Source organism: Actinocrinis sp., from assembly GCF_035938995.1.
In the GTDB taxonomy this organism is placed as follows: Bacteria; Actinomycetota; Actinomycetes; order Streptomycetales; family Catenulisporaceae; genus DASZGI01.
Map to the genome: position 1 here is coordinate 1 of NZ_DASZGI010000018.1, position 12,432 is coordinate 12,432.

Sequence of the window (12,432 nt, forward strand, 5' to 3'; positions counted from 1 at the left end):
GCCCGAAACGCCTCAGAGCAGCGCTTCAAGTCCTCTAGCCGCGGATCGCCGACGGTCAGAAACGGCCCGCGCTCCTTGGCCCACAGCGGCGCGAGCCTCGTCTCGCCGCGCAGCACCGCGACTGCCGCCGCATCGCCGCCAGCCACCACCGCCTCAAGGGAGTCGGCAACAGGTAGCAAGACTTTCGCGGCGGCTTCGGCCGCCGCAGCATAGGCCTCGCGCGCCTGCCCCTCGCGCCGTCTCGCATAGCGCTGCTGGGACCAGCCGCCCGCTTTCGTCTTGCCCTGCACATAGCGTGCACCGACCTTGTGGTCGAGTAGGCGCGTGCCTGAGAACAGGCCGGTCGCATAGCCGCCGCGCCGCACGAGAATCACGCCGACGGTGCGATCAGTCAGCGCGTGCGCCGCCAAGGCATTCACGGCTGCGTCTACATCGAGCGGCGTCTCCGGCGTCGTCGCGGACGGGTCGATCGGTGGGCGCGGGTCGATTGGGTCGATCGGCCCGAACGGGACGTGACACGAGGCCGTCGCGCCGTCGCCCGCTACCAGCTCAAGGATCTCCGCCTCGTCGGCGCCCTCGAAGGCAGCGGCGACCAGCCCGTCGTGCCGCTGCGCGAATCCGTCGCACCATCGGACGAACCGTTCCGCGGGCACCTCGAGCCAGACCCCGCCACCCGCCGCCGGTTTCGCCGTCACAGCCGACGACGGTATCTCACGGGCACGATCTCACTACCGCGCTGCCTCAGTCGTACTGCCTCAGGCGCGATGCCTCAGGCGCGTCGGCACGCCGACCTCTCGCCATTTAAGACGACCGGTCATTTTGAAACCTAGACGACCGCACCTTGCCAGTGCGGCATCACAGCAGCGACGTCACCGTGCCGATCTCGCACCGATTCGTCACCGCGCGAATCCCGCACCAACATAAGCCGACCGGTCGTTTTACCTTTTGGTTGGCACTTCGATCACCGAGAAGGGCGCGCCTTCGGGGTCGACGAGCCCGGCGATCCGGCCGACCGCCGTGTCCCGGGGCGGGAGCATGATGAGTCCGCCGCTGCCAGTCACCTCGTTGACGGCCGCGTCGGTGTCGGACACCGAGAAGTACGTTTGCCAGCAGTTCGGCGTGATCGCCCGGCCTTCGAACGGCTTCATCCCGACGCCGCCGCGCACCGACCCGTGCACCTTGAACATGTCGTACTCGACCGGCCACTTCGGGAAGTTCTCGTATGAATATCCGAATACCTTTTGATAGAAGTCGCGGGCCATGCTGGGGTCATCGCTGAGGTTCTCGTTCCAGGCGACCGTGCCCGGCTCGTTGGCAAGCGCGGCGCCCCGGTGCTCGCGCCCCTGCCAGAGCCCGAACACCGCGCCGGCGTGGTCGGTCACGACCGCCATCCGGCCCGCGCCCGGCACGTCCATCGGCTCGACGACCACGCGTCCGCCCGCGTCGGCGACCCGCCGCACCGCCGCGTCCGCGTCGTCCGCCCAGAGGTACGTCGTCCACGAACTCGGCCGTGGCTGCTCCGGCGGCTGCGGCCCGATCCCTGCGACCGGCTTCCCCTCAAGGGTCGCCATGACGTATCCGCCGCCGGCTGCGCCGGTGTCCAAGTAGTCCCAGCCGAACAGCGCCGAATAGAACCGCTTGGCCACCTCGACGTCGGGGGTCATCAGGTCGACCCAGCAGGGTGTCCCTTCGTCATAACCGGTGAACTCGACCATCTCCGCACCTCCAGGGCTGCGCAGCCGCGGCGCCTTTGCCGCGGCGGAATCGCTGCTTCAATCTGCCCCGTATCCACCGCGGCACACGGTCCTGCCGACTGAATGGGTGACGAGATCGGCTACCCAAGAGGGGTGATGAGGGAGAATATCGCCTCAAATGGTGAGGAAAGGATGATAGCGTCGCGTTCCCCGGAAGGCTTAATCCGTTGAGCCCAAACAGTGAATCGGCCTGGCACTCGGAGGCAGCGATGGCGAGCCCGTCACCGGCAACGGGGATCGAGCATGTGGTCATCCTCGTGCAGGAGAACCACACCACGGACAACTATCTGCGGTCGATAGCTGCTTTCGGGGCGAACGTCGCGACAGGTCGGCCGACCGCGGCGGATCCGCCCACAGCAGACCCGCCGCACGACCGGGCGACGTATTACCGGTGGTTGACGCATCAGATCACCGGCGTGCACGTCCAGTTCGACACGCTCGCGGTACTGCCGTTCTATGCCTGGCTCGCGTCGACGCAGACGCTCCTGGAGAACCACTGCACGGGCTTCGGGACCAACTCGACGCCCAATCACCTGCTGATCGTCGGCGGTCAGGCTCCGACGCTCAAGAACCCGTCGAGCGCCGGTCCGCAGCCGGTCTGGGACATGCCGTCGCTGCCCGGCCACGCCGGCGACAACGGCGTGACGTGGCGGGTCTACACCGGCTCCGATGGCTATCCGGTGCGGTTCTACAGCCAACTGTCGGGCTCACCGAACATCGTCGCGACAGACCAGTTCCTCACCGATGCCGCTAAAGGCGCGCTTCCGCAGCTCTCGATGATCTGGCACGCGACGCCCGACGACGAACATCCGCCCGCTGACGTCACCCTCGGGCACGACGCGGTCTGGCAGGCGGTGGACGCGGTGTCCGCCGCCGGCCTATGGAACTCCACGGTCTTCATGTTGACCTGGGACGACTGGGGCGGATACGACGACCATGTGGCGACGCCGAACGTGGAGACCGACCTCGGCGGCATCCAACTCGCGTACGGTCCGCGCGTTCCACTGCTGATGTTCGGCGGCCGGGTGCGGCCGGGCATCGACTCGCGCTGGTGCTCGCACATGTCGATCCCGAAGACCGCGCTTCAGCTGCTGGGCCTGCCCGCGCTGGGCGTGCCTCGCGTCGATGACGACGCGGGCCTCGCCGATCTGGTCGACACGAGCGCGAGCCCGAGTTCCTTCGCGCCGTCGCCGCCTGCCTATGGCAGCACGATTGTGCAGCCCACCCCGCCGAGTCCGGCTCCGAAGCCTGCACCGCTGCCGCCGCCTCCCGTGGCGAAGCCCATCACTGTCGGTCCGGTGCTGTTGCGCGGCGGTGGCACGCTACCGCCGCCGAACGACGTCACGCTGCCGTGAGCGGTGAACAGGTGGGGCGGCCGGTTCGCGAACAGCGGGCACCCAAGCGGTCAGGAGACAGAGCGATCAAGAGCTAGGGCGATCAGCGGCCGCGGCAATCAGGAGCGCGGGAGGTGGAGGAGGTGGTCGCGGGCGATGAGTTCGCCGAGGCTTTCCAGGATCGGACGTGGCTCGGCGATGCAGAGCGCCACGTCCGGTTCGATGTCGGTGAGTGCGTACGCAGCGGCGAAGCCCGCCTCGGCCAGGCGCGCGGGATCGAGGAGCAGCCGCCCGCAGACGGCGACGACTGGGATCGACCGCGCGCGGGCGGCGTTCGCCACCCCGGCCGGGGCCTTGCCGTGCAGCGTCTGCTCGTCGAGGGCCCCCTCCCCGGTGATCACCAATCGGGCGCCGATCAATGCCTTGTCGAAACCGAGGACGTCGAGCAGGATCGCGATTCCCGGCTCACGGTGGGCGTGCAAGACGGCCATCGCGCCATAACCCATTCCGCCCGCGGCCCCGGCGCCGGGCGCGTCGGGCGCGCGGGATGCCTCAGGGCCGAGGGTGCGCGCAAGAGCGTCGGCGAGCCGGGCAAGGCCGGCCTCCAGACGCACGACGTCTTCTGGAGTCGCGCCCTTCTGCGGACTGTAGACCGCAGCAGCACCGTGCGGACCGAGGAGGGGGTTGTCCACGTCCGAGGCGAGGATGAACTCTGTGTCGGCGAGGCGCGGGTCGAGTCCGGTCAGGTCCACCGACGCCAGGTCTCGCAGCGCCCCTCCCCCGTCGGGCAGCTCACGGCCGTCAGCGTCTAGGAACCTGGCGCCCAGCGCCGCGAGCATCCCGACACCGCCGTCGGTCGTCGCGCTGCCGCCGACCCCGAGCACGATCGTTCCCGCGCTGGCACGGAGCGCGGCGAGCACGAGTTCGCCGGTGCCGCGCGTGCCCGCAGTGAGCGGGGCGAGGCGTCCACCGGGCAGCCGAACCAAACCGGAAGCCTGCGCCATCTCGACCACGGCAGTACCGGACCGTAGCGCGAACGAGCCGACGACCTGCCCGCCCAACGGACCGGTGACGGTGACTTCGCGGCGCTCGAACCCGGCGGCCACGGCCGCGTCCACGGTCCCGTCGCCGCCGTCGGCGACAGGCAGCACCGCCAGCGGCACGTCCGGTGCGACGCGCCGAATGCCGACGGCGACGCTCTCAGCGACCTCGGCGGCGGTAGCAGAGCCCTTGAACTTGTCCGGGGCGATCAGGACATGCTGTGTGGTCGCCTCGGCGGCGGTCGGGGTTCCCATGGTCAGAACCCTAGGCCCTCGGGTGCGCGCCAACCACGGCGTGTCCGGCGAATGACTCGCCGAACGCGACTGCCACTCCGACGAACGTTCGACACCGCCGCCGCCCGAATGTCGACGCGGCGTGAGACAGTCGTCGCGTGGACCTCGCTACGCACATCGCCGCGCTGCGCCGCGACGGTACTGAACTGGCCGACGCCGCGCAGACGGCGGGCCTCGAGGCGTCCGTGCCCACGTGCCCCGACTGGCTCGTGCGGGATCTGGTCGCGCACGTCGGCGGCGTGCACCGGTGGGCGGCCTCGTACATCACGACAGCCCGCGTAGAGCCCTATTCGGACGAGCAGGAGAAGGCGTTCTTCAACGCGCCGGCCGACGCGAAGTTGCTCGCCTGGTTCCGCGAGGGTCACGCTGCGCTGGTCGACGCGCTCGAGACGGCAGACCCGGATCTCGTGTGCTACACGTTCCTCAGGGCGCTGAGCCCGCGAGAGTTCTGGGCTCGGCGACAGGCGCACGAGACGGCGGTGCACCGCGCGGACGCCCAATTCGCTGCGGGAGTCGAGCCGCGCTTCGAGACACTGTTCGCGGCGGACGGCATCGGCGAGCTGTTCGGCGGATTCCTGGCCCGGCGCGGCAGGTCGATCGCGACCGACGGACCGCTGCGGATCGCGGTGCGCGCCATGGACGCCGACTGCGCGTGGACCGTGACCTTCCAGCCGGACTTGCGCGACCGGGTCGTCGTGCCCGTCGCAGAGCCCGCCGACCTGTCGCTGTCCGGGCCGGCGGCGGACCTCTACCTGTTGCTGTGGAACCGGGGCGGGACCGAGCACATCGAGGTCGGCGGGGACGCGCAGCTCCTGAAGCGGTGGCGGGAAGGCGTCAAGATCACCTGGTGAGGGCGCAGGCCACGGCGTCCAAAACGACCGGTCGTCTTGAAATGTCCGCGTAGCCTCGCGAGATGGGCGCGGTGCGGCCGGCATGCGCCGTCCGTCCGGCAGATTCGGCGCGCGGCAGCACATGCATCGCAGAGTCGGGTCGGCGCCCGATGTCCGGCGGATTCGGCATGCGGTGGCGGCTGATGTTGGCAGAGTCGGGCATTCACCCGATCGGGGGTTGCGCCGCCGGGACACCCACGCCGATACTCCTGTGCGGCACCGTGAGTAAGAGCACGTTGATACACGTCGGACACACTATCCCTCAGAGAGCGGATCCTCCCATGTTCCGTATCAGCGCACGCACCGCTCCCGCCGCACTCCTCGCCCCGGCGCTCGTCGCCGTCGTCGCGGCGGCCGCCCCCGTCTCGGCCACAGCCATCGGCCCGAACCAGTACTTCGTCGCGGACGTCAACGGCCACGTCATCAGCCCCGCTCCGATCGAGATGGCCTGCTTCGGGCCGATCTACCCGGGCGAGACGGGCCACCCGCTGGCCGGCCAGTACGTCCAGGTGCTGCCCCCGGATACCGCCGCGGGCAGCATCGGCTTCACCGGCTCGGCCGCCGACGCGATCGACGTGTCGATCATCTACAGCCTGGGCACGATCACCCGCGTCGTGCCGGTGGGCCAGCTGACCAGCTATGGAACGAAGCTGGCCATCTCGACCCTGCTGACGCTGCCCTGCTCCGGCTCGGGCACCGCAGTGTTCGACCCGACGCCCACCAGCTCGACGGCGAAGGCCGCCGACCTGACCGTCGACTTCATCGGCCAGCCGTAACCGCGTCGCCCACACAGCGCTGACGACGCACCTTTCCGGGGCCGTCCACGATCTGGACGGCCCCGACGCGTTCCCGGATCGCGTGAGGACGCCGCAGCGGAGCCGAAACCCTGCGGCGCGAAGATCGCGGCTCCTGGCATCCTGGTGGCGTGACGGCGAGCGACGACATCTTCGAGGATCACAGCGACGACCGGGACGCGCACCCGCAGTATGTGCTGCCGCTGGTGGTGCGGCTGGAGCGCGACGCGCCGCCCACGCGGACCGACGCACTGGAGACGGCGGCGCGCGCGGTGCTCGTGCTGCTGGCCGACGATCGGTCGCGCGGTGAGGGTGAGTGGGCCGAGCGGGTTGAGGCGTGGCAGGACGCACGCATCCGGAAGGTAGTGCGCCGGGCGAGGGGTGCGGAGTGGCGCCGAGCCGAGGCGCTGCCCGGAATCACGGTGACCGGTGCCGGTACGGGGTCTGACACGGATGACAGCGGGCGCGCTGAAGTAGACGGACGTGCGCAGACAGAAACGGGCGGCCGTGGGCTGGTTGACACGGATGACAGCGGGCGGGCTGAAGCAGATGGCGGTGCGGATGTCGAGGGCGGTCCTGCGACCGGGCGGACACCGGCACAGGTACGGGTATTTCCGCCAGTTCCGCTAGACGGCTGGCCGAAGGACCTGGCCCGGCTTCAGGTATCAGGCACCGAACTGGACGACCCCGAGACTCCCACGCCGCCTCCGCCCGGCATCCCAGTGCTCTGGTTCAATCCAGCCGTGAAGATGACGGCTGGCAAGGCGATGGCGCAGGCGGGGCACGCCGCACAGCTCGGCTGGTGGTCGCTCACCGAGCCGGAGGCTCGGGCGTGGGCCGACGCCGGATTCCCGCTCGCGGTGCGCACCGCGTCGCCGGAGCAGTGGGACAAGCTGGTCACGGCGGACCTGCCGACGGTCCGCGATGCCGGATTCACCGAGATCGCCGCGGGCTCGACGACCGCGATCGCAGAGCTCAGACGCTAGCGGCGGCTGTGCGCCACCCGCTAGTCCAGCGCGGCCACGGCCCGACGGCGGGGACGGCACTAGCGCAGCGGTGCGGGTGAGGCCGCGGATCGGCGGGCTCACATCTCAGGGTTTGACGACGAGGCGGCCGACGGTCTCGCCGGCACCGAGCCGGGTAAGGCCGTCCGGGACCTCGTCGAACGCGAGCCGTCCGCCGATCAGCGGGGCGACGGCGCCCGAGTCGGCCAGCGCGGTGAGTTCGGCGTGTGCGCGGACGATAGCCTGCGGGTCCTTCCGCCGGTATAGACCCCAGTGCAGGCCGACGATCGAGTAGTTCTTCACCAGGGCATGATTCAGCGGCGGCGCCTGGACGGTTCCGCCGGCGAATCCGACCACGATGATGCGCCCCTCGAACGCGACGCACTTCGCCGAGCCCGTATACGCCTCGCCACCGACCGGGTCGAACACGACGTCCGCGCCGTGGCCGCCGGTAGCTTCCTTCACGGCCGCGACGAAGTCCTGCTCGCGCCGGTCGATCACCACGTCCGCGCCCAGTTTCTGGGCGACCTCCGCCTTCGCCGCCCCGCCGACGACCGCGATGGTGCGCGCTCCGGCTGCTCTGCCCACCTGGATCGCCGCGCTGCCCACTCCCCCGGCTCCGGCGTGTACTAACAGCGTCTCGCCGGGTTGGAGGTGCGCGCGGCGGTGCAGGCCGAACCACGCGGTCTGATACGCGATGTGCAGGCAGGCTGCCGCCTCGTCGTCGAGCGAGGACGGAGCCGTGAAGGTGTCTGCGACGTCCATCAGCACGTAGTCGGCAAAGGCGCCGCCGGGCAGGACCGGGGTGCCGAGCACCCGGTCGCCGGGCGAGAAATCAGCGACCCCCTCGCCGAGCGCGACGACCTCGCCGCACAGCTCGAGGCCCGGCGTGAAGGGCAGCGGCGGCTTGATCTGATACAGGCCCAGGCAGAGCAGAACGTCGGGAAAGTTGAGCGCGCTCGCCCGTACCCGCACCAGAACCTGGCCGGGGCCCGGCTCCGGCCGGTCGACCTCGGCGAGACGCAGCGCCTCACGTGGCTCGGCGTTCCGGTAGACCTGCCATGCCTTCACGGGCGGCGTCCTCTCGCTTGCTCTTTAGTCTTTACTATGCGGCGTCTACCTACGCCGCGCTGCCTGAGTCCTGGTCATCTGCGGCTGGCTCTTCCGGGTCTTCCGCGTCGGCCGTGGCGATCTCGATCCCGAAGAGCCGCGCCATCTCGCAGATCGTGGCGTCGGCATCCGTGTGGTGGAGGGTGGCGATGCCCAGTTCGGCCGCGGCCCTGAGGTTGCGGGCCAGGTCGTCGACGAACACGCAGTCGCGCGGCTCCTGTCCGAGCGCGCGGACCGCGTGTAGGTATATCTCCCGGCTCGGCTTGCGCATCCCGACCCGACCCGAGATGACCACCTCGTCGAACAGCTCGGCCAGCAGGTCCGCGGGGTAGAAGTCGGTGCCCCACGAGTTCGAGACCAGCGCCGTCGGCACGCCCGCACGGCGCACGGCTCGGACCGCGTCGATCATCCGGTGGTCCAGGCGCATGCCGTGCACCAGCCGCTTGATGAGGCCCTCCGGCTCGACACCGAGCAATTTGCCGAATCCGCGCTCGAAGTCGGTCTCCGGAGCCGTGCCCTCTTCCAGGCCGATCAGCAGCTGCCGGGCGGCCGGACCCGAATACAGCGCCGCGACAACCGCGTCAGCGGCCAGTCCCTCGCGCGTGGCGAACTCCTGGAACGCCTGATACACGTTCGTCGTGAGCACACCGCCGTAGTCGATGAGCAGAGCGCGGCGCGGGCGGGTGGTCGAGGGTGCAGTCACCCGCCCAGCTTTGCCGAAACTCCTCACACGGTCAACGGTCCATACTCTTGACATTGCGGTGCCTGCACATAAATGCTGGGCGTGCACAGACCGACCGGTCGGTTCGTGTCGTTATGACCGAAGGAGCTGTCATCCGTGGGTTCGTTCGAGGGCAAGGTGGCCGTGGTCACCGGGGCGAGCCGGGGTATCGGCCTGGCCGTCGCCACCAAGCTGGTCGCGCGTGGCGCACGGGTGTGCATCACCGCGCGCACCGCGGAAACGCTGGCCGAGGCGGTCGAGAAGCTCGGCGGCCCGGAGCGAGCGATCGCGGTGCCGGGCAAGGCCGACGACCCGGCGCACCAGGAGGAGGCGGTCGCGCGCACTCTCGAGTCCTTCGGCCGCCTCGACATGCTGGTCAACAACACCGGTATCAACCCGGTGTTCGGCTCGGTGCTGGACGTGGAGCAGTCCGCGGCGGCGAAGATCTTCGCGGTGAACGTGCTGGCACCGATCGCCTGGACCAAGCGCGCGCGGGACGCCTGGATGGGCGAGCACGGCGGCGCGATCGTCAACGTCGCGTCGATCGCCGGGTTGAGGTCCTCCCCCGGGATCGGCATGTACGGGGTGAGCAAGGCCGCCTTGATCAGATTGACGATCGAACTGGCCGGTGAGCTGGGCCCGGGGATCCGGGTCAACGCCGTCGCGCCCGCCGTCGTGAAGACCCGCTTCGCCACCGCGCTGTATGAGGGCCGCGAGGAGGAAGCGGCGAAGGCTTATCCCCTCAAGCGCCTTGGGGTGCCTGAAGACGTCGCCGGCGCGGTGGCGTACCTTCTGTCCGACGACGCCGCGTGGGTCACCGGGCAGACGCTGGTGCTGGACGGCGGCGTCTCGGTCCAGGGGACGTGGTGATGACGAGCGAGGCTGAGGCGGGCGCTGTGTCACGTCCGCACGAGGGCGCGGTCGTCGTGGTCACGGGTGCGGGCCGGGGCATCGGCGCCGCGATCGCGCGCGCGTTCGCCGCCGAGGGCGCGCACGTCGTGGTCAACGATCTGGACGCAGACGCCGCGGAGGCGGTCGCGCGCGAGATCGACGGGCTTGCGGTGCCGGGCGACGCGGCCGGCGAGGCGGGCGTCGCCACATTGGTGAGCGAGGCTCGCGGACGGTTCGGCGAGATCGACGTGTTCTGCGCCAACGCCGGGATCGGCACGGTCGGCGGTCCCGAGGCGGCCGAGGAACTGTGGGCGCAGTCCTGGGACGTCAACGTGATGGCGCACGTACGGGCGGCGCGCGCCCTGCTGCCCGGCTGGCTGGAGCGGGGGCGCGGCCGGTTCGTCTCGACCGTGTCGGCCGCAGGACTGCTCACGATGCTCGGCACGGCGCCCTATTCGGTGACCAAGCATGCGGCACTGGCGTTCGCCGAATGGCTCGCCGCGACGTATCAGCACCGCGGCATCCAGGTACACGCGCTGTGTCCCCAAGGGGTGCGCACCCGCATGCTCGACGACACAGGCACCGCCGGAGACCTGCTGCTGACGCCGACCGCGATCGAGCCGGAGCAGGTGGCGCAGACGGTCCTCGAGGCGCTACGGGAGAACAGGTTCTTGATCCTGCCGCACCCCGAGGTCGGCGGGTTCTACGCGGCGCGCGCGGCGGACCCACAGCGCTGGCTCAGCGGGATGAACAAGATCCAGCAGCAGATCGACGCCGCTGCGTCGCAGCCCTGACGGTGCTTCAGGGCTGCGCGGGGTCTATAGGAAACAACGCTGTAGGAACACCGCCGTGGGAATCAGCACTGGCTGATCGCGCGAAGCGGCACGCGATCGCATAGCGTGTGCTCCGTGACGAAGATCGACGTGGCGTACCGTGCGACGGCCGTGCTCGGCGAGGGCGCTACCTGGGACCCGGTTACGAGCCTGCTGTTGTGGGTCGACATCCTCGGCTCGGAGGTGCACGAGTTCGACCCGGCTACCGGCGCCGCGTCGCGGTTGTCCACGCCTCAGCATGTCGGTGCCGTCAAGCCGCGGTCCGGCGGCGGTCTGGTGGTGAACCTCGCCGAGGGCGTCGGGCTTTACGATGCGGACCGGCATTTCTCCTGGCTGACCCAGTGGCACGAGCCTGACGTGCGCGGCAACGACGCGGCGGTGGACCCGTGGGGCCACCTGTGGGCCGGGACGATGCGCTATGACGAGGCGCCGGGTGGCGGCAGGCTGCGGCGGGTCACGCCGGACGGTTCCCACTCGGTGATAGTCCCCGACGCGGCGGTCAGCAACGGGCTCGGCTGGAGCCCCGACGCACGGACCATGTACTACATCGACAGCCCGACCCGCCGGGTCGACCGATTCGACGTCGATCCCACCAACGGCTCGGTGCGCGACCGCCGCCCCTTCGTCACGCTCCCCGACGACACGCCCGGCTTCCCGGACGGCATGACAGTCGACGCGGACGGCTGCGTATGGGTGGCGCTATGGGATGGCTGGGCGGTGCACCGCTACACGCCCGACGGCCGGCTCGACCGCGTGGTGGAGATGCCGGTCGCGCGGGCCACGGCGTGTGCGTTCGGCGGTCCTCAGCAGCGTGATCTGTACATCACGACGGCGCGTGCCGGACTCTCCGAGGCACAGCTCGCCGACCAGCCCTTGGCCGGTTCGCTGCTGGTCGTCGAGGACGCCGGGCAAGGCGCGCCCGGCTGGGCGTTCGCGGGCTGACCGCGCTCACCACCGGTCGTGCACCAGCGGCCGGATCAGGTCGTCATACACGCGGCGCACGGCTTCCCGGGTCTCCAGAGGCAGGTGCGGCAGGTCGGCCGCCGCGGCGTTCGCCTGCGCCTGGTGCGGATCGCGGGCGCCGGGGATCACGACACTGACGCCGGGCTGGTCCAGGATCCAGCGTAGCGCGAACTGGGCGGTGCTCACGCCTTCGGGCACCAGCGGCACCAGCCGCCGCACCGCCTCGAGCCCGGTCGCGTAGTCGACCCCGGCGAAGGTCTCGCCGACGTCGAACATCTCGCCGTGCCGGTTGTAGGTGCGGTGGTCGTTCGCGGCGAACTGGGTCGTCTCGTCGTACTTGCCGGACAGCAGGCCACTGGCCAGCGGGACGCGCGCGATGATGCCGACCCCGGCGTGCTCGGCGGCGGGCAGCACCGCGTCCAGCGGCTTGAGCCGGAAGGCGTTGAGGATGATCTGCACGGTCGAGATCCCCGGGCGGGCGATGGCGGCGAGGGCCTGGTCGCAGGTTTCGACGCTGACGCCGTAGGACGCGACGCGCTTTTCGGAGACGAGGGTGTCGAGCGCCTCGTACACGGCGTCGGTCGTGTAGACCTCCTGCGGCGGGCAGTGCAGTTGCACCAGGTCCAGGGTGTCGACGCCGAGGTTCTTGCGCGAGCGGTCGGTCCACGCCCGGAAGTTGTCGAGGGTGTACAGCGCGGGGTCCAGAGGCGCCCGGCGGCCCATCTTGGTGGCCACGGTCAGGCCCGCGCCGGGGCGCTGTCGCAGCAGCTCGCCGATGATCGTCTCGCTGCGGCCGTCGCCGTA

At 70.3% G+C, this 12,432-nt stretch carries 13 protein-coding genes; 7 read left to right on the plus strand and 6 right to left on the minus strand.

Going from position 1 to position 12,432, the window contains the following annotated elements:
- Both VGZ32_RS00885 and VGZ32_RS00890 read right to left on the minus strand, forming a co-directional pair.
- Window positions 1-653: acVLRF1 family peptidyl-tRNA hydrolase (locus VGZ32_RS00885; protein ID WP_326883806.1), on the minus strand; the 653-nt coding region annotated here is incomplete at its 3' end.
- A gap of 285 nt (window positions 654-938) precedes the next feature.
- The gene (locus tag VGZ32_RS00890) at window positions 939-1,715 is read right to left on the minus strand and encodes a VOC family protein (RefSeq protein WP_326883807.1); all 777 of its coding nucleotides are present in this window, start codon (window positions 1,713-1,715) and stop codon (window positions 939-941) included.
- Window positions 1,716-1,963: 248 nt separating this feature from the next.
- Between VGZ32_RS00890 and VGZ32_RS00895 the strand changes: the two genes are divergently transcribed.
- Complete coding sequence (locus VGZ32_RS00895) at window positions 1,964-3,109, plus strand: alkaline phosphatase family protein (protein ID WP_326883808.1); 1,146 nt, start codon at window positions 1,964-1,966, stop codon at window positions 3,107-3,109.
- A 98-nt stretch (window positions 3,110-3,207) separates the two neighbouring features.
- Here the strand turns inward: VGZ32_RS00895 and VGZ32_RS00900 are convergent, their stop codons facing one another.
- On the minus strand, window positions 3,208-4,383 hold the full coding sequence (locus VGZ32_RS00900) for a glycerate kinase (protein ID WP_326883809.1): 1,176 nt from the start codon (window positions 4,381-4,383) through the stop codon (window positions 3,208-3,210).
- 137 nt (window positions 4,384-4,520) lie between these two features.
- Here VGZ32_RS00900 and VGZ32_RS00905 point away from each other — a divergent pair, with 137 nt between their 5' ends.
- The 3 genes from VGZ32_RS00905 to VGZ32_RS00915 all read left to right on the plus strand — a co-directional run bounded on the left by VGZ32_RS00905 (window position 4,521) and on the right by VGZ32_RS00915 (window position 7,092).
- Window positions 4,521-5,273 (plus strand): maleylpyruvate isomerase family mycothiol-dependent enzyme, encoded by a 753-nt coding sequence (locus VGZ32_RS00905; protein ID WP_326883810.1) that lies wholly within the window; start codon window positions 4,521-4,523, stop codon window positions 5,271-5,273.
- Window positions 5,274-5,593: 320 nt separating this feature from the next.
- Window positions 5,594-6,088: a hypothetical protein gene (locus VGZ32_RS00910; protein WP_326883811.1), complete on the plus strand. Its 495-nt coding sequence runs from the start codon at window positions 5,594-5,596 to the stop codon at window positions 6,086-6,088.
- A gap of 149 nt (window positions 6,089-6,237) precedes the next feature.
- Window positions 6,238-7,092: an aminoacyl-tRNA hydrolase gene (locus VGZ32_RS00915; protein ID WP_326883812.1), complete on the plus strand. Its 855-nt coding sequence runs from the start codon at window positions 6,238-6,240 to the stop codon at window positions 7,090-7,092.
- Window positions 7,093-7,197: 105 nt separating this feature from the next.
- On the opposite strand, the gene VGZ32_RS00920 is transcribed toward VGZ32_RS00915, so the two are convergent.
- Both VGZ32_RS00920 and VGZ32_RS00925 read right to left on the minus strand, forming a co-directional pair.
- Window positions 7,198-8,181 (minus strand): NADPH:quinone oxidoreductase family protein, encoded by a 984-nt coding sequence (locus VGZ32_RS00920; RefSeq protein WP_326883813.1) that lies wholly within the window; start codon window positions 8,179-8,181, stop codon window positions 7,198-7,200.
- A 49-nt stretch (window positions 8,182-8,230) separates the two neighbouring features.
- Complete coding sequence (locus VGZ32_RS00925; protein ID WP_326883814.1) at window positions 8,231-8,923, minus strand: HAD family phosphatase; 693 nt, start codon at window positions 8,921-8,923, stop codon at window positions 8,231-8,233.
- A 135-nt stretch (window positions 8,924-9,058) separates the two neighbouring features.
- Here VGZ32_RS00925 and VGZ32_RS00930 point away from each other — a divergent pair, with 135 nt between their 5' ends.
- The 3 genes from VGZ32_RS00930 to VGZ32_RS00940 all read left to right on the plus strand — a co-directional run bounded on the left by VGZ32_RS00930 (window position 9,059) and on the right by VGZ32_RS00940 (window position 11,607).
- Window positions 9,059-9,811 carry an SDR family oxidoreductase gene (locus VGZ32_RS00930; protein ID WP_326883815.1) on the plus strand — a complete coding sequence of 251 codons (753 nt, stop codon included), beginning with the start codon at window positions 9,059-9,061 and terminating at the stop codon, window positions 9,809-9,811.
- Window positions 9,811-10,626, plus strand: coding sequence for an SDR family oxidoreductase (locus VGZ32_RS00935; protein WP_326883816.1), 816 nt, complete (start codon window positions 9,811-9,813; stop codon window positions 10,624-10,626). Before VGZ32_RS00930 ends, VGZ32_RS00935 begins: the two co-directional genes overlap by 1 nt.
- A gap of 114 nt (window positions 10,627-10,740) precedes the next feature.
- Window positions 10,741-11,607, plus strand: coding sequence for an SMP-30/gluconolactonase/LRE family protein (locus tag VGZ32_RS00940; protein WP_326883817.1), 867 nt, complete (start codon window positions 10,741-10,743; stop codon window positions 11,605-11,607).
- Between the two features lie 6 nt (window positions 11,608-11,613).
- On the opposite strand, the gene VGZ32_RS00945 is transcribed toward VGZ32_RS00940, so the two are convergent.
- On the minus strand, window positions 11,614-12,432 hold an 819-nt coding region (locus tag VGZ32_RS00945), incomplete at its 5' end, for an aldo/keto reductase (RefSeq protein WP_326883818.1).

Bases quoted from the DNA above. Each gene is read 5' to 3' on its own strand.
- VGZ32_RS00890 (WP_326883807.1), bottom strand. From the start codon at position 1,715: ATGGTCGAGTTCACCGGTTATGACGAAGGGACACCCTGCTGGGTCGAC.
- VGZ32_RS00895 (WP_326883808.1), top strand. From the start codon at position 1,964: ATGGCGAGCCCGTCACCGGCAACGGGGATCGAGCATGTGGTCATCCTC.
- VGZ32_RS00900 (WP_326883809.1), bottom strand. From the start codon at position 4,383: ATGGGAACCCCGACCGCCGCCGAGGCGACCACACAGCATGTCCTGATC.
- VGZ32_RS00910 (WP_326883811.1), top strand. From the start codon at position 5,594: ATGTTCCGTATCAGCGCACGCACCGCTCCCGCCGCACTCCTCGCCCCG.
- VGZ32_RS00935 (WP_326883816.1), top strand. From the start codon at position 9,811: ATGACGAGCGAGGCTGAGGCGGGCGCTGTGTCACGTCCGCACGAGGGC.